16 protein-coding genes are annotated in these 19,433 nt (G+C 54.5%); 9 read left to right on the top strand and 7 right to left on the bottom strand.

The genetic code is table 11. The annotated features are described in order from the left end of the window. Positions 1 to 148: 148 nt before the first annotated feature. Genes ACXAIA_RS06955 through ACXAIA_RS06965 form a run of 3 tightly spaced genes read left to right on the top strand, consistent with a single transcriptional unit; the run spans position 149 to position 5,145 of the window. Positions 149 to 1,996, top strand: a complete 1,848-nt coding sequence (locus tag ACXAIA_RS06955) for an EAL domain-containing protein (RefSeq protein ID WP_475348703.1) — start codon at positions 149 to 151, stop codon at positions 1,994 to 1,996. Further along, positions 1,993 to 3,729, top strand: a complete 1,737-nt coding sequence (locus ACXAIA_RS06960; RefSeq protein ID WP_475348704.1) for a sensor domain-containing diguanylate cyclase — start codon at positions 1,993 to 1,995, stop codon at positions 3,727 to 3,729. The genes ACXAIA_RS06955 and ACXAIA_RS06960 overlap by 4 nt, the downstream gene beginning before the upstream one ends. 12 nt (positions 3,730 to 3,741) lie before the next feature. After that, entirely contained in the window at positions 3,742 to 5,145 is a 1,404-nt protein-coding gene (locus tag ACXAIA_RS06965; protein WP_475348705.1) for a DUF2336 domain-containing protein, read from the top strand. 27 nt (positions 5,146 to 5,172) lie between these two features. On the opposite strand, the gene ACXAIA_RS06970 is transcribed toward ACXAIA_RS06965, so the two are convergent. Continuing rightward, positions 5,173 to 5,658, bottom strand: a complete 486-nt coding sequence (locus ACXAIA_RS06970) for a GNAT family N-acetyltransferase (protein WP_475348706.1) — start codon at positions 5,656 to 5,658, stop codon at positions 5,173 to 5,175. A 39-nt stretch (positions 5,659 to 5,697) separates the two neighbouring features. After that, positions 5,698 to 5,949 carry a sulfurtransferase TusA family protein gene (locus tag ACXAIA_RS06975; RefSeq protein WP_475348707.1) on the bottom strand — a complete coding sequence of 84 codons (252 nt, stop codon included), beginning with the start codon at positions 5,947 to 5,949 and terminating at the stop codon, positions 5,698 to 5,700. Positions 5,950 to 6,069: 120 nt separating this feature from the next. Between ACXAIA_RS06975 and ACXAIA_RS06980 the strand changes: the two genes are divergently transcribed. From ACXAIA_RS06980 to ACXAIA_RS06990, 3 genes are all read left to right on the top strand, one after another. Further along, entirely contained in the window at positions 6,070 to 6,993 is a 924-nt protein-coding gene (locus ACXAIA_RS06980) for a sulfite exporter TauE/SafE family protein (protein ID WP_475347288.1), read from the top strand. Next, positions 6,993 to 7,760 carry a TIGR02186 family protein gene (locus ACXAIA_RS06985; protein WP_475348708.1) on the top strand — a complete coding sequence of 256 codons (768 nt, stop codon included), beginning with the start codon at positions 6,993 to 6,995 and terminating at the stop codon, positions 7,758 to 7,760. Before ACXAIA_RS06980 ends, ACXAIA_RS06985 begins: the two co-directional genes overlap by 1 nt. A gap of 229 nt (positions 7,761 to 7,989) precedes the next feature. After that, positions 7,990 to 8,493 (top strand): universal stress protein, encoded by a 504-nt coding sequence (locus tag ACXAIA_RS06990; RefSeq protein WP_475347286.1) that lies wholly within the window; start codon positions 7,990 to 7,992, stop codon positions 8,491 to 8,493. Positions 8,494 to 8,505: 12 nt separating this feature from the next. Here the strand turns inward: ACXAIA_RS06990 and ACXAIA_RS06995 are convergent, their stop codons facing one another. Together ACXAIA_RS06995 and ACXAIA_RS07000 are read right to left on the bottom strand one after the other, a co-directional pair. After that, positions 8,506 to 10,974, bottom strand: a complete 2,469-nt coding sequence (locus ACXAIA_RS06995) for a tetratricopeptide repeat protein (protein WP_475348709.1) — start codon at positions 10,972 to 10,974, stop codon at positions 8,506 to 8,508. A gap of 241 nt (positions 10,975 to 11,215) precedes the next feature. Continuing rightward, a complete protein-coding gene (locus tag ACXAIA_RS07000) occupies positions 11,216 to 12,298 on the bottom strand; it encodes a saccharopine dehydrogenase family protein (protein ID WP_475348710.1) in 1,083 nt (360 codons plus the stop codon). Positions 12,299 to 12,462: 164 nt separating this feature from the next. Between ACXAIA_RS07000 and ACXAIA_RS07005 the strand changes: the two genes are divergently transcribed. Next, positions 12,463 to 12,900, top strand: coding sequence for an Lrp/AsnC family transcriptional regulator (locus tag ACXAIA_RS07005; RefSeq protein WP_475348711.1), 438 nt, complete (start codon positions 12,463 to 12,465; stop codon positions 12,898 to 12,900). A 46-nt stretch (positions 12,901 to 12,946) separates the two neighbouring features. After that, positions 12,947 to 14,779 (top strand): adenylate/guanylate cyclase domain-containing protein, encoded by a 1,833-nt coding sequence (locus ACXAIA_RS07010; RefSeq protein ID WP_475348712.1) that lies wholly within the window; start codon positions 12,947 to 12,949, stop codon positions 14,777 to 14,779. Positions 14,780 to 14,901: 122 nt separating this feature from the next. On the opposite strand, the gene ykgO is transcribed toward ACXAIA_RS07010, so the two are convergent. Together ykgO and ACXAIA_RS07020 are read right to left on the bottom strand one after the other, a co-directional pair. Beyond that, positions 14,902 to 15,027, bottom strand: a complete 126-nt coding sequence (gene ykgO, locus ACXAIA_RS07015) for a type B 50S ribosomal protein L36 (protein ID WP_007090004.1) — start codon at positions 15,025 to 15,027, stop codon at positions 14,902 to 14,904. A 148-nt stretch (positions 15,028 to 15,175) separates the two neighbouring features. After that, the gene (locus ACXAIA_RS07020; protein WP_475348713.1) at positions 15,176 to 16,189 is read right to left on the bottom strand and encodes a methyltransferase domain-containing protein; all 1,014 of its coding nucleotides are present in this window, start codon (positions 16,187 to 16,189) and stop codon (positions 15,176 to 15,178) included. A 227-nt stretch (positions 16,190 to 16,416) separates the two neighbouring features. Here ACXAIA_RS07020 and ACXAIA_RS07025 point away from each other — a divergent pair, with 227 nt between their 5' ends. After that, the gene (locus ACXAIA_RS07025; protein ID WP_475348714.1) at positions 16,417 to 17,787 is read left to right on the top strand and encodes a DnaJ domain-containing protein; all 1,371 of its coding nucleotides are present in this window, start codon (positions 16,417 to 16,419) and stop codon (positions 17,785 to 17,787) included. A 48-nt stretch (positions 17,788 to 17,835) separates the two neighbouring features. On the opposite strand, the gene ACXAIA_RS07030 is transcribed toward ACXAIA_RS07025, so the two are convergent. After that, positions 17,836 to 19,296: an aminoacyl-histidine dipeptidase gene (locus tag ACXAIA_RS07030; protein WP_475348715.1), complete on the bottom strand. Its 1,461-nt coding sequence runs from the start codon at positions 19,294 to 19,296 to the stop codon at positions 17,836 to 17,838. Positions 19,297 to 19,433 lie beyond the last annotated feature (137 nt).

Here is a 19,433-nt window from a genome sequence, read left to right on the forward strand (position 1 = left end):
GAAAAAAACGATCTTCTGGAACCGGAACGTTTTTTTTGTCATATCAAGTGCAAATCCTTCATTTCCTTTGTAAGATCGCTATTTAGTAGAGAAAGATATAGCTGCGGCGTAAAAAAATAATCAGGCGGCTTACCATGACGGTTCAGAAATGACAGACAATACCGGCTCCTCGGCGGAAACGAATGACCAAGACCTTCTGGCAGCGATGGCTTTCTGCTGGGCCGATATGCTTCTTGAGGTCGACGAGAATGGCTATATCCTGTTTGTCGCAGGTGCCACGGAAAGCCTTCTCGGCTGCACGCCTGATCGCCTGATCGGCGAAGCCTTTGAAAAAATTGTCGTCAAATCTGAACGCCCTTTATTACGCGCCTACCTTCATGGTGGCAGCGGTCTGAAACGTCTCGAAGAACTCGATCTTGATTTTCAGCTTTGCGAATCTGACGGACAACCGGTTCAGGAAGCCGTTCCCCTGTCGCTGAGCGGCTATATGATCGCCGACCCGTCAAGCCGCTATTATATCGCCGCCCGTCATCGCGCCATTCGCCCGCGCGCAAGGTCAGGGATTGATCGCATCATTTTGCAAAATGCGGTCATCCGTCAGAACATGAACGCAGAAACAAGCCAGACCAGTGCAGCTGGCGATATTTCAACCATGAGCTATCATAGCGAGGCGTTGGTCGTGCTTGAAAATCTGGCAGCTTCACGCTCCCAGGCCGAAACAGCAGCTACCAACGAGCTCGCCCGATTGATTGGCATTGGCGCCAAGCAGTTCAGTACTTCCGTCATCAAGGATCAACAAACCGAAGAAAAACCACCCAAAATCCATCCGGTCGATGAACCGATGATCGAACTGGAACGGCGGATCGTGGCCTATGCCAGTGCACTGCGCGCCGATCTTGAGGATATCGACGGGCTAATGTCACTCACCAATGGTCCCGATGGCAAAAACAAAGGTCAAAGTGCCAAGAAATCCAAAGCCAATGATCTGTTTGGCAATGACTATGAAAGTGCGCGCAACATCCATCATTTCGACACCGAGAATGATGAGAATGACCGCGAAACCAACCTGACCCGTGCGGTTGCCTACGCACTTAACCGCATGCAGCGCAAAGCGCAGAACGACGTTTCAGCCGCCAGACTATCAGCAAGCCTGCCACACCTGATTAACGAAACACTGAAATCCGTGCGTGCCTTCCGCGAGATTGTTGAAAACGGATCCTTTGCCGTTGCCCTGCAACCGATTGTCCATCTGGGCAGTCGGAAAATGCACCATTTCGAGGCGTTGGCGCGCTTTAACATCGGGGACAGCCCGCTTGCCGTTGACCAGATCATTCATTTTGCGGAGGGAACAGGTCTGATTACCGAGTTCGACCTCGCAATGTGCAGCAAGGTTCTGGATCATTTGCGCGACAATCCCGACAGCATCCCCTATCCGGTTGCCGTCAACCTGTCTGGCCATTCACTTGAACAGGCTGGCTTTATGCCTGCCCTGATTGAATTGCTGGATGGCTATGACATCGCATCGAAGCATGTCCTGTTTGAAGTCACGGAAACCTCGCGCATTCGTGGTCTGGCCGATGTGAATAACGGCCTGCAAATGCTGCGCGACCGTGGTCATGAAATCTGCCTGGATGACTTTGGTGCGGGTGCGGCCAACTTTGAATATCTGAGTGCGCTTGATGTCGACATTATCAAGTTCGACGGCGGGGCCATGCGCACCGCCCTTGCCAATCCAAAGGGCCGCGCGTTCCTTAAGGCAACCGCCCTGCTCTGCCGTGATCTTGGCATTTGCACGATTGCCGAGATGATCCATGATCAGGCCAGTTATGAACTCGTGCGTGATCTTGGTATCGATTATGGCCAAGGCTATCATCTGGGGCCGCCGATCACGATCGGCAGTGACGATGACTATCACAAAACCAACATCACAAGCCCGACCAGCAGTGCACAAACAGACGACCAGAACGCGTCGACCACAACAGGAGGACGCGCATGACTTCCCGTCATCCGGTTGATCCCCGAAACCAGACCAAGAACGCCACCGACGATCTGACAGACTACGACGCGGATGTCTTTACCCTTGACCCCAAGGTCATGGCCGAGGCCGAAGCCCCCGTCATCGTGATGGATGCACAGGGCGTGCCCCTGTTTGCCAACAAGAACGCAGTTGGTTTTGCCAATGGTATTCGTGACGGCCTGTTCCCGGAAATCTATCAACTGATCCGCCGCACACTGACGACACCAGGCGGCGTCGTTGAAATGATGACCTTTGAAGTCCAGCGTGGTACAGCAACGCTTGAGCTGACGGCACTTCCGACCACGAAAAATCAGGTCATGATCCTGCCACGCGATGTCAGCATGGACCGTAATCTGCGCGAAGCACTGATTGATTCGCGCCAACGTTATCGCGACATCGTCGAAGTATCCTCGGCCTTTGCCTGGGAAACCGACGAGAGCGGCAAGTTCATCTTTGTCTCGCCGCGCGGGGCGCTTGGCTATCGCGCCGATGACATCGTCGGTCGGTTCCCGGGGCACTTCCTGCTCGATACCGCCGATCAGGACAGCGAACATGTGTTTCGCAGCCAAAAGGCTGTGCGCGATGTACCAATCTGGTTCCGTCGTTCAAACGGGCGTGACGCGTGTTTGTCAGTATCCTCGACACCGGTTTATTCGCGCGAGGGGATCTGGGTCGGCACACGTGGCCTCGCCCATGACATCACCGAGCAGCGCCGCCGCGAAAGCGAAGTCGCCACGGCCCGAAACCGTGACCGCCTGATGACCTATATCGTGCGCACCATGCGAGACGAAATTGATCCGCTTTTGGTTCTGAAAGGCGCGTCAGAGGCCAGCACGCGTGCCCTGGCCTGTTCGTACTCGATCATTTTCAAGCGCAATGACGAAACCAGCGAAATGGAACTGGCGGCCGGTGACGAAGACAAGGCTGCCAACGACATCGCGAAAAAAGCGCTCGAACACCTGCAAAACACCAACGAAACCTTTGACGCGCAGATCGGTAAATTCCGGATCGTTGCATTGAGTTGCCACTATCATCAACGCAACAACGGGGCGGTGATCTTCATGTTTGATGCCGATCACCCGGAACCGACCGATGGCGAACGCGCCATCATGACCGAGGTCGCCGATCAGGTCGGCATCGCCATCGAACAGGCCATCCAGCATGAACGCATCCTGACACTTTCGCGCACAGACGGCATGACCGGGCTTCTGAACCGTCGCGCATTCTTTGAGGAACTCAAACGTCGTCACAGTCGCCTGCGGCGTGAAAGTGCCCCGGCCGCCTTGATGTATGTCGATATGGACAACTTCAAACTGGTCAATGATATCCACGGCCATCAGGCTGGTGATGATGCCATCCTCGCCCTGACAAAAGTGCTGCTCGATAATGTGCGCCCGGCCGATCTGGTCGCCCGTCTTGGCGGTGACGAATTTGTTCTGTGGCTGGAAGGTGCTGACATTGACGCCGCATCGGCGCGCGCCAAGACCCTGATGAAAGAAAGCGCTGTTCTTGGTAAATATTCCGGTGACGCCGATCATCCATTGGGGATATCTGTCGGCATCGCCGTTCACGAAGCAGATTCACAAGAAACGCTTGAACAACTTGTGCAACGCGCAGATCAGACCATGTATCAGGTCAAGAAGCTCGGCAAAGGCCGTTTTGGCATCGCTGCCGCACCCGGATCAAAAGATTCGGCAAAAATCGAAGATTAGGAGGAATGTCCGATGAAGGGATTTTTGCAGCGGGTATTTACCAAGCGTAGCGAAACGCCAATCACCTATGACGAAGCCAAGGAAATGGCGGCAAGCCCGGATGCTGATGTGCGCGGAAAGCTGGCGCAGCGCCATGATACGCGCCCGGAAATCCTGTATTTCCTGGCATCTGACCAAGACTCGTCCGTCCGCCGACATATTGCTGCGAACGAAGCAACGCCGGTTCAGGCCGATGTTCTTCTGACCGACGATAATGATGACAGCGTGCGTGGCAGCCTGGCCGAGAAAATTGCCCAGCTGTCAGCTGGCCTCAGCCCGAACGAAACCGACAAACTGCGCCGGATGACCTATGAGGCGCTTGATAAGCTTGCGCGCGACCAGGCCGTCCATGTCCGTCAGGTCATATCCGAAACGCTCAAGGATATCGCAGACGCCCCGCAGCCGATCATTCAGCAGCTGGCGCGTGATGCCGAAAGCGTTGTCTGTGGTCCTGTCCTGCAATATTCCCCGGTCCTGACCGAAGATGATCTTCTTGAAATCATTGAAGGCAGTTCTGGTCGTGGCGCGCTCAGCTTTGTCTCGCGCCGCCGAAACGTTGGCGAAAAGCTTGCTGATGCCATTGCCGCAAGCAGCGACAAGGATGCAATTTCCCATCTGTTGGGCAACAAGTCCGCCCAGATCCGCGAAGAAACGCTTGATCAGCTGATTGACCGCGCACCGGATTATCCGGAATGGCACGAACCCCTTGTGGAGCGCCCAAGCCTGACACCGACCGCTGCAGGTAAACTCGCACGCTTTGTTGCCGAAAACCTGATTAGCGTTCTCGAACGTCGCAAGGATCTTAAGAAAGATCAGCTTGAAGCTGTCCGTGAAGTCGTTCAGCGACGCATCGCGTCCGGTGAATTTGAAAAGCGCGATGACGTCGCCACCGATGCGAAGAAAATCAAGGCTGACAAGGACGAGGCCAAAGCAAAAGACAAGGCAGAACCGAAGTCCGACAAAAAGTCGGACAAAAAAGGTGTCGTAGCCGATGACGACGAAGAGGAAGAAGAACCAGCCTTTGAAAAGGCGCTGGCCATGCATGCCAAGAAAAAGCTGACCGCCAAGGAAGTCGCAAAGGCATTGGCGGCCAATGATATCAAATTCGCCCGTGCGTCACTTGCCGTTCTGGCAGGAATTTCACCCGAAGCCGTGACCAAAGTGCTGAACACCCATTCGGCCAAAGGCGTTGTGTCACTGGCGTGGAAAGCCGGCCTACCCGCCGATCTTGCGGTTAAAATTCAGGTCAAGCTTGGCCATGTGCCGCCAAGTCAGACCCTTAACCCGCGGAGCGGCAACCAATATCCGCTCAGCGAAGATGACATGAATTGGCAGCTTGAGTTCTTCACCGGCATGGCGACCAGCGGCGTGCGCTAAGTGCCGCTGATGCTTGCTTGTGGAGCCCTAACCAGCCGGACGTTCCATACTGATGTGGGGAATGCCGTCTTCTTCGTATTCGTCACCAAACTGCACGAATCCGAGGCTCTCGTAGAAATCACGAAGATATAACTGGCCGTTCAGATAAATCGGTTTTCCGGTGAAATCGCGCGTACAGACATCAATTGCGCGCCGCATCACTTTGCGGCCAATACCCTGACCGCGCAGTCGTTCGCTTGTCACCACACGCCCGATCGCCGGCCGATCACCCTGTTCTGCATGATCCGGGTCAATGCCCGGCGCAACAATGCGGGCCGCCGCCAATACATCATCACCATCATACGCAACGACATGCCGGCACAGTGGATCTAGTCCATCAATGTCTGGAAATATACAGGTCTGTTCGATAATGAAAATCTGCTGACGCAGCTTTAAGAGGCTGTGTACGTGACGTGCGGATAGATCATCAAAGTCACAATCCAACCAGGTCAGATCAGAGGCGGTGAGTGCCATTGGTGGTACTTTCATTGTGGGGCGGTAGGAGATTTGGTCTCAGGCACCGGATTTTTCGATGTGATAGATAAACACATCCCCGTCCTGCTCAGACGAAATCAGCCGGTTTCCCGTCATCTCGCAAAAGGATTTCATATCCGCAACAGAGCCGGGATCAGTTGCCATTACCCTTAGAATCCCGCCATTTTTAACGTCGCGCAGCGCCTTTTTGGCCTTAAGAACCGGCATAGGACACATCAGACCACGTGCGTCGAGCGTTGCATCATGGGGACCACTTGAAGATGACGACATGAGAAACCTTATAAAAAATACGAAACCGGTCCGATATAGCGCCATTTGGCGATTGTTGCATTTGCACAATATGTTAGACTGAAGAACAACAATCAATCAAACGCTGTTAGCCTGCCCGCGATGCAAATCTATCTCCCGATTGCCGAGATATCGGTAAATATATTCCTCATCCTGGGACTGGGCGGCGGGGTCGGCTTTTTGTCTGGCCTTTTTGGCGTTGGTGGCGGGTTTCTGATTACCCCGCTTTTGATCTTTTATGGCATTCCCCCAGCTGTTTCTGTGGCAACAGCTGCCAACCAGATTGTGGCATCGTCCGTATCGGGCGTGTTTGCCCACTGGAAGCGCGGCAATGTTGACCTCAAGATGGGGCTTGTCCTGCTGGCGGGTGGTATTCTGGGCTCGACCGCAGGTGTCTGGGTCTTTGCCTGGTTACGGTCACTCGGCCAGATCGACCTTGTCATTTCGCTTTGCTATGTGATCTTCCTTGGCATCATTGGCGGCATGATGCTGTTTGAGGCGACCCGTGCGATTTTCCGCACCCGGCGGCGCGGCGGCCAGGTTCGCCGCTCCAAAAAACATCAGCACAGCTTTATCCATGGCCTGCCCTTCAAGATGCGCTTTTATCGCTCGGGGCTTTATATCAGTGCACTTTTGCCACTCGCCGTGGGATTCTTTGTAGGTATGCTGACCGCCCTGATGGGCGTCGGCGGCGGTTTCGTGATGGTGCCCGCGATGATTTATCTGCTGGGCATGCCGACCGGCGTGGTGATCGGAACATCGCTGTTTCAGATTATCTTTGTTACCGCCAACGTGACCTTCCTGCAATCGGTACAAACCCAGACCGTGGATGTTGCACTTGCCATCCTGCTTTTGATTGGTGGCGTCATCGGTGCACAATTCGGCGCCCAGTTTGGCGCACGCCTTAAGGCAGAACACCTTCGCGCTCTGCTTGGCCTTCTGGTTCTCTCAGTCTGTTTGAAACTGCTGTTTGATCTGGTGATCACGCCGGGTGATCTCTATTCCATCATGCCGGGGGATCTGTGATGACAGTTTCTTCGCGCATGCTGGTGGCGATTATGGCGCTTGGCCTGCTGCCCGTTTTGACAATGGGCACTGCAGTCAAAAAGGCCTCCGCCGATCCACTTGTTGTTGATCTTTCCAACCACCTTGTCGCCATCACAACCGGCTTTACCGGAACCAACGTGCTTCTGTTTGGTGCAGTCGAGGACGAAGGTGATGTGATCGTCACCGTGCGTGGTCCGGATCAGGACATGGTGGTGCGTAAGAAAGAACGCAAAGTCGGCATCTGGGTTAACAGTCAAAGTGCGCGTTATAAAAATGTGCCTGCCTACTATGCCAGCGCGTCAAACCGCCCGATGGACATCATCGCACCGCCAGAGGTTTTGCTTGATTACCGTATCGGCCTGCAAAACCTGCGCTTTGTTCCCGAAAGCGAAATAAGCGATGAAAACAAGCCGATCTATCGCGAAGCCCTGGTTCGCAATATGCAGAACTCAGGTCTGTTTGGCGAACGCCCGGCAAAAATCAGCTTCCTGTCCAATCAGCTGTTTCGAACCGACATCCATTTTCCGGCCAACACGCCGACCGGTACCTACACCATCAATGTCTATCTGATGCGTGATGGCCGCGTTGCCAGCGTCAAGACAACACCGCTGGTTGTATCAAAAACCGGCGTCAGTGCGGAGGTCTATGAGTTTGCCCATCGTTACTCGGCACTCTATGGCATTATCGCCGTCATTATTGCGGTTGTCTCCGGCTGGATCGCCAGCGTCGCATTCCGCAAAAGCTAACAGTGCTCTGCCGCGCTCACGGTATGTCTGCGCTTTCCCGACCCTTGTGATTTCGCAGATGCAGCATTACGTCCAACAAAGCTGCAACGCATAAATCTTTGTCGTATCAGCCAAAAATCACTTGGAAAGCGGCGATGACTTGCGGCACAATTTGACAGTCCGCTCGTAACAACAGTCCCACATCTGTTCAGTGTCGCAGCGGTTGAGTGCAACTGTTCAGAGAACCCAAATGCCTTCATTTGATGCCGATCAGGAACTTCGTGCGACCTCAAACAGGACATTTCTTGTTGTCGTGGATGACAGCGATGAAATGACCAAGGCATTGCGTTATGCCTGCCGTCGCGCGCAGCATACCGGCGGCCGCGTAGCCCTTCTTAGCGTGATTGAACCCGCCGAATTCCAGCACTGGATGGCGGTTGGCGACCTGATGAAGGAAGAAGCCCGGGACGAAGCGGAATCACGCGTCAACGAACTTGCCGCCTATGTTCATGAACAAACCGGCAGCATGCCGCTTCTGTTCATCCGCGAAGGCCGGCTTAAGGACGAGTTGCTAAACCTTCTTGATGAAGAAGAACAGATTTCCATTCTGGTTCTGGCAGCTGGCACCACAAGCGACGGCCCCGGCCCGCTGATTACCGCTCTGACCAAAAGCGACACGGTCGGTCAGTTGCGACTGCCGCTGACCATAGTGCCCGCAGCCCTTTCCGAAGCTGACATAGACGTGCTCAGCTAATTCACGGTGAAATCAGACTTGCTCTTGAAGGGCCGCACCTTGTGGCACGGAAACGCAGCTATCAAGAAACTGCATATAGGCGTCAAAGGATGACTTCTGGCCAAACAGAATGTGCGAGCGGCTCTTGATGGCGTGCGACACGACAGAGCGACGGCGTTTATCCGTCGCCAAAGTCAAAGCCGTATCCACGAAATCGGCAGAATGATACGCAACACAGTCAAAGACCGATATCTGACGATAACAGGTATGGCTGCGTCGTGATCGTGCCGCATTGCCCGGCAGTGTCACCAGCGGCACACCAAGCCCCAGACAATCGAAGGCCAGCATCGCATCATTCCAGGCCGGACTTTCGAGCACGACATCAACCGCACAAAGAAGCGACAGCAAATCGGCACGGTTGCGCACATCGACAAACCGCATCCGCCCGGCAACATCAGCATGATTGATGGCAAAGCGACGGCCCCATGCGGCATCCCAACTGTCACGTTCGGGCGCAATCAACAGAAGTTCAGCCGTTTCATCAAGACGCAGGATTTCCGCAATCAGCGGATCAAACTCGGCCGTCAGTACATCAAGTGGTTGAGGGCACAGATAGGTATTGCGATCCTGTGCTAGCCGCCAGCGCCGCTGCAAATCGGTTGTCGACATCTCAACCGGTTCTGGCGGACTGGCATTTACAAACAGGCCCGGAAGGCGCACAAGTTTTTCACTGAACCGCTTTTCCCCGCCGGCCGTTTCCCAGTCCTCGGCGATCAGATGATAGTCAATGTTTGAAAGACCGCTCGTCGCAGCAATACCGCCACCCGAAATCTGAAGCGGCGCCAAACGCCAGCTTGCCAACAACATGGTATAGGCGTCCGCCTGCGGGTCGACATAATGCAAAACATCAAGCCCAAGACCCGATATCACCCGTGCCGAATGCAAGGGATCAAGTGGCAATGGCACAACCAAATCGCCATGCTCATCAATACGCGCGGTAATATCATCTTCACCGGTTGGCGGTCGAATGATGGTGACATCGAACCGGTCACGGTCAATTGCCTCGGCCAGACCAGCAATCCAGCGACCGATACCATTGTCCCACATATTGGCAGACACAATGCCAATACGGATTTTGGCACCCGTGCGCGCAGGAGACGAACTGACTTCCGGCACGTCGTAGCCTGACACCAATCGTTCCCAATAGTGGCCAACCGCCCGCAATTGCTTGTCGCCTTCCGGGCGCAATGCTGCGCGCCAGACAGGCGGGAACCGCGTCAGGACAATGGGATCGATCCGGTCAGAACCGACAAATTCAAGATCCGGCTCAAGCGCATCTTCATCAAGCGTATCGTCAAGAAGATCACGCACCACCTCGTCATTCTGCGCGGCAAGATCGGTCGGCACGGGCGCAAACAGCAAACGGCGTGCTGTGCGGAACAAGGCGGTATTTTCACCAGCGGCAATCTTGCGATCAATGCCGTTTTGCAAGACAGACTGGGCGGAACCTGTATCGCCTTCTTCGGCCAGTTCAACAGCCAGACGGAATACGGCATCATCCCCACCACCGGCCCCGATGGCAGCGCCAAACCGTTCAACTGCCTCACTATGACGGCCAACAAGGCTAAGCGCTTCGCCCATCATCAGCAGCAATTGCGGATCTTCCGGATTATGGGCCAAAAGTGGTTCAAGCGCCCCGATTGCCTCTGTCCCCTGCCCGACACGCAGGTTAAGCAACGCAAGAGTTCTGCGTGCCTTGGCATCATCGGGATCAAGGGCAAGAACCTGCCGAAGGCAATGCTGCGCCCCGGCAAACTGACCAAGCCGGAAAAGCGCATCGCCATAGGCGGTCAAGGCCCGCGGATTGCCCGGCTCCAGTGACAGTGCACGGCGCAAGGGTTCACTTGCTGAAACAGTACGTCCCTGATCCAGCCGGATTTGACCAATCAGAACCAACGCATTGACGATGTCATCGTGCGTCTTAAGCGCGGTCAAACAGGATTTTTCTGCCCCGTCCACGTCGCCCATCGCATATTGGCAGGCAGCATAATTGGCATGAATTTCCGCCACATCGGGCGCCAGTTCGAGGGCGCGTTCATAATTCTCGCGCGCCGCGTCAAGTTCATCAAGCTGGCGATAGGTGTTGGCGATATTGCAATAAAGGGCTGGCGCATCCGGGCACAGGCGAATGGCACGTTTGAACGCCCCAACAGCATCACGGAGCTTGCCAATCGCCTTAAGGGCCTGAGCGTGGTCATGCTGGATTTCGGCACTATTGGCATCGGCGATCGCGGCTCTGCCCATGCGCTCTGCCGCAAGCGTCTGGTTCCCGTGGCGCATGGCAACAAGGCCAGCCAAATGCATGGCTTCTGCGGCCTGTGGGAATGAACGGATCATTCGCTGACAGGATTCTTCTGCCTCTGCGTAGCGACCTGCCTCATACAGGTTCAATGCAGAACGGTAGATGTCGGCAAAATCAGACAAGGAATACCTATTACCCAAGAGAAACCGAATTTCGTTTCACCATAAGGTCGAAGCGTTAACAAACCACGTCTTTGCCATAAATTTTCCAACCATTCCATACATGGAAAATAGTGCCGATTTGCCGTGCTGGCCGCCGAACTTCATCCAATCGATCAGGTCAAATTTTGCCACATAAGACACTGAAAATAAAAAGAACCCTCCGAAATCACTTCCGAAGGGTTCTTTTGGTAAGGGCTTATGAACCCGCCGATTGCGCTGTTTAATTGGCGTGTCCGAAATATCGCCCGAACCGATTTGCCAGAAAACCTTCGAGTGTGACTTCTTCCTGGCGGACATATCCGGATGTCGCCAATTTTCCGGTCAGAACCATATCCATCACGGCACACAGACCGGCCGATGTCGTGATCTGGATCGCTGACCAGTCCTTGCCGCCAACGCTGGTGCCATGGACCTTGCGAATAAAACTTTCTTCACGCAGCTCTCCGCGCTGCGTTCCGACCGCATCGGCAAAGATCACGATGACGTCCTGCTTGGTCACAGGCAGGGCATTTTCAAAGATTTCCTTCATCATGTCGGGACGTTCACCCAGACGAAGATCCTCGATCAGGATTTTCAGGATTTCCTGATGCCCCGGATAGCGCACGGTTTTGTAATCCAGATTATCAACCTTGCCTTCGAGCATGTCACACAGCGCCCCGACGCCGCCTGATGTATTGAAGGCCTCGTACTCTGTGCCATTGATGGTGAAACGCTCGTAGCCTTCAAGCGGCAGCACCTCGACACGCTTGCCATTCAGGATCGCTTCACAAGGGTTGAGATACTCGTTGATCAGGCCATCGGTTGACCAGGTAAGGTTATATTTCAAACGGTTGGTCGGGTTTTGCGGCAACGCCCCAACCCGCAAACGAAGCTTGTCCACACGATCAAAGCGTTTGAACAGATCGTGGGCCGCAATCGAAATAAACCCGGGCGCCAAGCCACATTGCGGAACAAAGGCGCCCGTAGCCCCCTTTGAGATCTCACGAATGGCGCGCGTAGTTTCGACGTCTTCGGTGACATCAAAATAAGATGCGCCGACCGCGCGCGCGACACGTGCAATCGCCACATTCAAAAAGAACGGACAGGTCGACAGGATTGCGTCTTGCCCCTTGGCGACTTCGGTCAATGCCGCCTCGTCGGTGACGTCGACCTTTACCAGTGTTGCCGCATCATCCTGACCGCATATTTCAAGCATATCACCACTGGCATCCGCCAGGGTCACCGCATAATCGCCACTTTCATTGAGCATCACCGCAGCGATACGACCGATTTTCCCGGCCCCGAGGATCAAAATCTTTTTCATGTTCTCTAACTCCCGAACGAACAGACATCATTACCGCTGATGCTTCGCCTGCCCTGATCATGTTTTGTTTTTGCCTAATAATGTTCCGCCGCTGGACGAACGCTTTCAACCCGGCGATACTGTCGAAACAAAACAAAGACCCGTCATTTTAAAGGGTAAAACCGATGAAACGTCAGATGGATGAAATTGATCGTCGCCTGATCGCCCGCCTGCAGGAAAATGCCCGCATTCCGACCGCAGCCCTCGCGCGTGACGTTGGCCTGTCACGCAGCGCAGTTCAGGAACGCATCGAGCGCCTTGAAAAGGCCGAGATCATAAAGGGTTATACGGTTCAGCTTGGCGACCACGCAAAGCCCGTATTGCTTGCCGAAGTCATGATCCAGCTTGAACAGAAACAGTCCGCCGGTGTTGTCGGCGCGCTTCAGAAAATCCCGCATTGCATTCGATGCCTGGCGGTTTCTGGCGAATATGACCTGATTGCCGAAGTCGCGGCCAACACACCCGAACAACTTGACGGGGTACTGGACCGGATCGGCGGGATGGCAGGAATAAAACGCACGTCAAGTTCGATCATCCTTTCAACCAAGTTCGATCGCCGCTAAGATCAGCGCGGGGTTGGGGAAAACCTCTTTTCGGGAAGAAAACCGAGTGAAATCAAAACGCAGATATTCTGTCCTGTCTGTACTGCTTGCCGGTTTTATCGCCACCAGTGTTTTTGGCGTCGGACTATCCCTTTATGTCGGCCTAGGAACGGCCTATGAGAACACCCGCAATTTATGGGTGATGCTGGCCGATGTTGATCTGACATCGGTACAACGCACCATGCATGAACGCATGAGCGAGGTTGATCAACGCTCCGACTGGGTTGCCGAACAGGTGGCTAGTGGCGCCCTTGATCCAAGCTTCCAATATGGCTGGACCAATGCCATGCGCGCCCTTGCAGCAGCCGACATGGGTGTCATGGCCTATGGACTGGTGACCGGCGAGCGCCAATTTATCGGCTTTAACCCGGAAGATATGAGCGAAATCAGGCGCACCCTGCCCGAAGACGACATGCTGTTTTCCGAACTTGCCCATATTCGCGGCCCCGTTACAAACCGGACGGGCTATCCGCGTTGGGACCCGTTCTTTAAGCGCACTGTGCTGACAAGCTGGATCCCGCTGTTCTATGACGGGCATTATCTGGGCACCTTCATCCAGTACCTGTCATTGTCCAACCTGTCGGACAGCCTGATCCGCGGCCGCGAAGATTTGCCCGGTACGCCCTTTATCCTGATTGGTGGCAACCGCGTCATGGCCCACCCGGAACTCAGAAACTGGGGAGAAAAAACCGCAAGCGTTGGGGATAACGGAGCGGAAATTGCGCGCAGCCCGATCCCCCTGCCCACCATCAATGACATCGGTGATCCGGTTCTGGCCAATCTTGGCAAGTCCGAGAACATCCCGCTTGATCCCGATGACGAACGCCACAACAGCGGCATCAGCCTGTCGGGGCTTGATCACAATGACCGGTATCATCTGATCGTCACGCGTCAGATCCTCACCGCTCCGATTTCACCGGTCGTTATCGGCATGTATTTCGACGAGGAACTGTTTGACGATGAATGGGATCGACTGGTTCTGGCGTCCATCCTTGGTGGTGGCGTGTTTGTGCTGTCGGTCATTGTTGCGATTATCCTGTCGCGGCACTTCACCAAACCGATCCGAAGGTTTGCCAGTGCAGCACGTGCCTTTGAAGATGAAGACATCGCGTCTTCCGATATCCCCCAGCTCAAGGGCAGCCGCATTCGCGAATATGATGATGCCGCGCGATCATTCAATCACATGATGATGGCCGTTCACGACCGCGAACGCATCACCAGCCTGTTTGGTAAGTTTGTCCCGCAATCCATAGCCAAGAAGCTCCTCGCATCGGGCAATGATTCCGGCGTTCTACCGCCGCAAACTTCCGAAGCCACGGTGCTGTTCATCGACATTGTCGGCTTTACATCCATGTGCGAAAGCCTTGATCCGAAACAGATCATTGCGATGCTCAATGACTATTTCGATTGCGCAACCCAGATCATCGAAAGCAATGGGGGCATCATCACCCAGTTTCAGGGGGATGCGATCCTGGCGGTCTATAACGTGTTTGATGATCTGAAACACCATGCGGATGCCGCCGTTGACAGCGCCATCGCCCTGCAAAAGGAAGTTGAAAAACGCACCTTCGAAGGGTTGGAGCTAAAAGTCCGCTGTGGGGTCAATACCGGCTCGATGGTGGCCGGGAATGTCGGCGCAAAGGCCCGCCTGTCCTTTACCGTCCATGGCGACGCGGTCAATACCGCATCCAGGCTTGAACAGGAAAACAAGGTTCTGGGAACACAGATCCTGATTTCGGAAACCACCCGAAATCTGTTGGCCAATCCGGAACGCGTCAGCAAGGCCGGCGATGTTCTTTTGCGTGGCCGCCACAGCAAGACCGAACTGTTTACAACGTAGACCGGCAGCTAAGCACACACAGACCACGCTGACCTGAAAGGTCAGAAAGCCCAAAAAACAAAACGCCGCATTGGATGAACCGATGCGGCGTTTTGTAAAACCTTAGAACAAGGTACCGGGAATTAACCCTGGCGTGCCTTGAAACGCGGGTTCTTTTTATTGATCACGTATACGCGGCCACGGCGGCGCACGATACGGCAGCCTTTTTCCCGCAGCTTCGCGGATTTCAATGAGTTCCGGATCTTCATAATCTTAAACCTTAGAAACTTGGCCCCTTCGAGGAAGCCGGAAAATAGAAGTACGACATGCCCCTGTCAACACCTAAAACAGGTTGCGGCGACAGAAAGTGGAACAAATCCACCCCAAGTCGCCAGCAGCAGTCTAAAACCTGAGCGATCAGTTGATCGTTGCGTAGAACCGATAAAAGGCCAGGCTGCCATTTTCAAGCATTTTTACGCGATTCATCCACATTTCCATCTCTGGCTCGAGATAATCCATCATATCGGGGTCTACACCGGAACTCTGGATATCGGAAAGCATGGTCATCCAGGCCAGTTTGATGTGTTTGAGATGCGTTTCCGACTCATCCTTGGCAATACGGATATCGAATTTCAGCTGCCCCAGACGGGATTTGTATTCCTGTGCAGTCCAAGGAAACAGCTCTTCGTCTTCAAGCTTTGCCCAGTCTTCCAACTCTTTGGCATCAAGATCGCGCGTCAGGACATAATCGGTAATCAGAAGCTGCCCATGTTCGCGCAAGGTATCGGCCAAAGCGGCAAGGAAGCTTTCCTTTTCCGGGATTTTGTATAGCTCGCCGTACGAATAAACGACGTTGAAATACCCCTTGCGAAGATCCGGCTGTAACGGATCGAATGTCTGAACCGGGACTTTCTTTTGAACGCCAGCGTGAACAGACCGATCCATCCCCAGAAGGGCCAATTCCCCGTCCAGCTCAAGCGCCGTCACCCAGACCCCCAACCGATCGGCAAGCACACGCGCCACACCGCCCAGCTTCGCACCGATTTCAAGACAGCTCAGCGTCTCGTCAAGTGCAAGCGGCTTGGCCAGTTCAAGTGCATATTCATGCCCGCCAGGCATCATGATGCCATGGTCAAACAGCTTGTCGTACAGCCGGATGCGATCAGGTGGCCAGCGCCCGATTTCTTCATCAAGATCAAGCTCGCCAAGCTCCGGCTCAACCGGGCGGGCAAGCCAGACACGCATCTTGCGCAACCAATCGGCATACGCATCGATTTCAAGCTGAAGCAAGTAATACTCAACCGGGTCGTCATAGCCTTCCCACTTGGCCCGCAATCGCGTCCCGAGACCAAGATGATGCCCCGGTGGCATTTCGAACTCTGGCGCCTCCCCTTCGGCCACGCCTGCAGACATTGCGTCCGCGTCGGACATATCATCATCCGCTTTGGACTTGCGTTGCCAAAATTTCAGTTTCAAGGCGACTACCTGTTTGTTCGCATTCGGGGCTCAAGTGATTCTTGAAAATATGGCAATTAGTCAAAAGTGACAACGTGTTAAGATTTCAACCCTATGATTGCACCGCGAAATGCTATCGATAAAATTGTAATTTGCTGAATTCCCGCGCCGGGAAGCACGTCTGACAGGAACTTTCATTCATCATGAACACTGACCACCTCGGCATCTATTATCGCATGCTGAATATTGCGCCCGGCGCGAGCGCGAAGGAAATCAAGCTGGCCTATCGCAAGCTGGCCTTTGAATTTCATCCCGACCGCAACACCGATCCGGACTCGGAAGACAAGTTCAAAGACATCACCGAAGCCTATGAAATCCTGATTGGCGAACGCAAACCACCAAAGCCGTCTGCGGGGGCCGCGGGGGCGAAAAAGCCCGGCGGCAATACAAACACCCAGCAAAACGGCCAATCCACTTCCGGCACCTATGGCCCGAACGCGGCTGGTGCGCAAAATGCCAACCAGCACAAACAGGGATTTGCCGGCACCGGCCGCAAACAGGAAAAAGCACGCGAAACGACAGAAGAAAAAGTCGCGCGCGCCAATCAGGCCTACCGCGAGCAACAAGCCAAGACAAACGCACGCAAAAGCAATATTTATCCCGGCGCCCGACGGCATAAAAGCAAACGAACAGAACCCAACGCACAGGGCTTCATCCAGTGCGCTGTTACCGGCGTGGTGTCGGCCCAGCCACGTCAGGTCGAGTTTACCGTTGTTCGTGGCTTTCTGAATTCCTGTTCGATCGAAACCATTACCGCCAACCTTGCCCCCAAGGGTGCAAAACGTATGGCCCTTAAGGCCAGTTTCAAAACCTGGCTGCGCGGATTCTGGGGTTGGAAAAGCTTCTTGCCCGCGTGGAAGGCCATTCTGGGCAATATGCGGGGTGGCACCTTCCCGCCCGAAGGTAATGCCAAGATGTTGTTCACCCAGGCCAACGCGTTTGAACGGTCGGGCAACAAGCCGCTTGCGCGCGCCGTTTTGATGCAGGCGCTTGATTTTATCGGTGCCAATCGATCAGCCCTTGCCGAACAGGTCCGCGCAAGCCAGCGCCGCCTTGATGACGGTCAACCGGCACGCCGGGTACGCGATGAATGGAAACGGGCGAGCATGATGGATGCGCTTTTGCATCTAAGCCCTTTGTTTGTCCTGATCTTTGCCGCCCTGATCGCCTTTGGCCCGGGGCAAGGGTTTGTTACCCGTGACATCCCGGAACTGGTCGCGCGTCAGGGCACCGAAATCACGCGACAGGTCAAGGATCTGATGGCCGAAGACCGTGATCCTTATTATGTCGACCGCGAACTTTTGAACTTGCGCGATGGGCCAAGTGTTAATGACACCATCATTCGCCGCCTCACCCGTTTTGAAACCGTCTATGTCGCGGGTGACAGTCAGGGTTTCTGGATCGAGATTGAAACCAGCATTGGCGAAACCGGCTTTGTCAATCTGGATGCCTTGGTACCGGGCAATGGCGCGGATGCCCGCGATGCATGGTGTGCCGAAAACAAATGCGACTGACCGGTTTCCCGATCAGCCGCATCCAATTCATCAAGTCTTTTAACGACCTTAGCCCTTGGCCGGGATCGCCTTAAGCGCAGCCAGAAGATAATCCCAGAAGCGCGCGACGCTTGGTACATGCACACATTCATCCGGGCTATGGGCACGTTTGATGGTCGGACCGAACGATACCATGTCCCAATGCGGGTATTTCGAACCCAGCACACCGCATTCAAGGCCAGCATGGATGACGCGAATTTCCGGCTCCTTGCCAAACATGTCCTTGTGAACGGACTTCATCAGGCTGACGACTTCGCTGTTGGCATCGGGCTTCCAGCCCGGATAAGCATCACCCCAGGCAACACTCGCACCGATATTTTCAAACACGGCCGTTGCGACTTCGCGCATGGCATCGCGGGCGGAATTGATCGAGCTTCGGGCTGACAGCGTGACGTTGGCTTTGCCGTCAGCAAGCTTGACAATGGCAAGATTGATCGAGGTTTCAACAACCCCTTCAACCGACGTGCTCATCGCCTGAACACCGTTCGGGGCACCAACGCACGCATTGTTGAACGCAGCAGAATCTTTGGCACTCATGGCCTTGGCAGGCAGCTCTGCCTCGGTTGCGCGGATCGCGAAGTTCGGCTCAATCGCCCCAATTTCGTCTTTGACGTCACTTGCAAAGGCGCTGAGTGCAGCGTCGAAATCGGAAATCTTGCCTTCCGGCAGAACGATGGTCGCAAAGGACTCACGCGGGATCGCGTTGCGTGCGGTACCGGCATTGATCGTAACGATGCGGGCATCAAAATCACGGACTGCGGTGCGCAGGAAACGCGCCATCAGCTTGTTAGCATTGCCAAGACCAAGAATAATGTCGATGCCCGAATGGCCACCTTTCAAACCGGTCAGCGCAATATCGCGCGCCATCAGATCGCCGCCAACGGCTTCTTCGCTATATTCATAAGTCGCGACCAGATCGCCACCACCGGCACAGCCGACACACAGCTCGTACTCGTCTTCGGTATCAAGATTAAGCAGGATCTCGCCCTTCAGACGGCCCGGCTCAAGATTCATGGCACCGGTCAGGCCACGTTCTTCGTCAACCGTGAACAGAAGTTCCAGTGGACCGTGCTCAAGACCCTCTTCGGTCATGAAAGCCATCATTGCGGCTGCGCCAATGCCGTTATCGGCGCCAAGCGTTGTGTTGTCGGCCGTAATCCATTCCCCATCCATCAGCATCCGGATCGCATCAGTATCGAAATTGTGGGTCGATCCGGAATTGGCCTGGGTCACCATGTCGACATGGGCCTGCAAAATAACCATCTTGCGGTTTTCAAAGCCCGCCGTTGCGGGGATGGAGATAACAAGGTTGCCACCGCTGTCACGGAAATGCGCGGCTCCTTTGTCATCGGCCATCTTTTCCAGAAGCTTCAGAACAGCTTCTTCCTTGTTGGACGGACGCGGGGTATCGCAAAGCTTCTGGAAATTGTCCCAGATTGCGACGGGCGCAATTTTTCGGATCTCGTTCACGGTGGCGCTCCTGGCAAATTTTCGTCTACGGGTTCTCACTTACCCAGATCTGTTGATTACCCTATTGCCGCTCGAATTTAAAGCATGCCCAAGGTGATTTTACCCAAGCCAGATACAAATTCGAAAAAACACCGGTT

The sequence above is a fragment of the Thalassospira sp. ABL2_045 genome (genome assembly GCF_056161285.1).

Bases quoted from the DNA above. Each gene is read 5' to 3' on its own strand.
- ACXAIA_RS06955 (WP_475348703.1), top strand. From the start codon at position 149: ATGACAGACAATACCGGCTCCTCGGCGGAAACGAATGACCAAGACCTT.
- ACXAIA_RS06960 (WP_475348704.1), top strand. From the start codon at position 1,993: ATGACTTCCCGTCATCCGGTTGATCCCCGAAACCAGACCAAGAACGCC.
- ACXAIA_RS06965 (WP_475348705.1), top strand. From the start codon at position 3,742: ATGAAGGGATTTTTGCAGCGGGTATTTACCAAGCGTAGCGAAACGCCA.
- ACXAIA_RS06970 (WP_475348706.1), bottom strand. From the start codon at position 5,658: ATGGCACTCACCGCCTCTGATCTGACCTGGTTGGATTGTGACTTTGAT.
- ACXAIA_RS06975 (WP_475348707.1), bottom strand. From the start codon at position 5,949: ATGTCGTCATCTTCAAGTGGTCCCCATGATGCAACGCTCGACGCACGT.
- ACXAIA_RS06980 (WP_475347288.1), top strand. From the start codon at position 6,070: ATGCAAATCTATCTCCCGATTGCCGAGATATCGGTAAATATATTCCTC.
- ACXAIA_RS06985 (WP_475348708.1), top strand. From the start codon at position 6,993: ATGACAGTTTCTTCGCGCATGCTGGTGGCGATTATGGCGCTTGGCCTG.
- ACXAIA_RS06990 (WP_475347286.1), top strand. From the start codon at position 7,990: ATGCCTTCATTTGATGCCGATCAGGAACTTCGTGCGACCTCAAACAGG.
- ACXAIA_RS07000 (WP_475348710.1), bottom strand. From the start codon at position 12,298: ATGAAAAAGATTTTGATCCTCGGGGCCGGGAAAATCGGTCGTATCGCT.
- ACXAIA_RS07005 (WP_475348711.1), top strand. From the start codon at position 12,463: ATGAAACGTCAGATGGATGAAATTGATCGTCGCCTGATCGCCCGCCTG.
- ykgO (WP_007090004.1), bottom strand. From the start codon at position 15,027: ATGAAGATCCGGAACTCATTGAAATCCGCGAAGCTGCGGGAAAAAGGC.
- ACXAIA_RS07020 (WP_475348713.1), bottom strand. From the start codon at position 16,189: ATGTCCGACGCGGACGCAATGTCTGCAGGCGTGGCCGAAGGGGAGGCG.
- ACXAIA_RS07025 (WP_475348714.1), top strand. From the start codon at position 16,417: ATGAACACTGACCACCTCGGCATCTATTATCGCATGCTGAATATTGCG.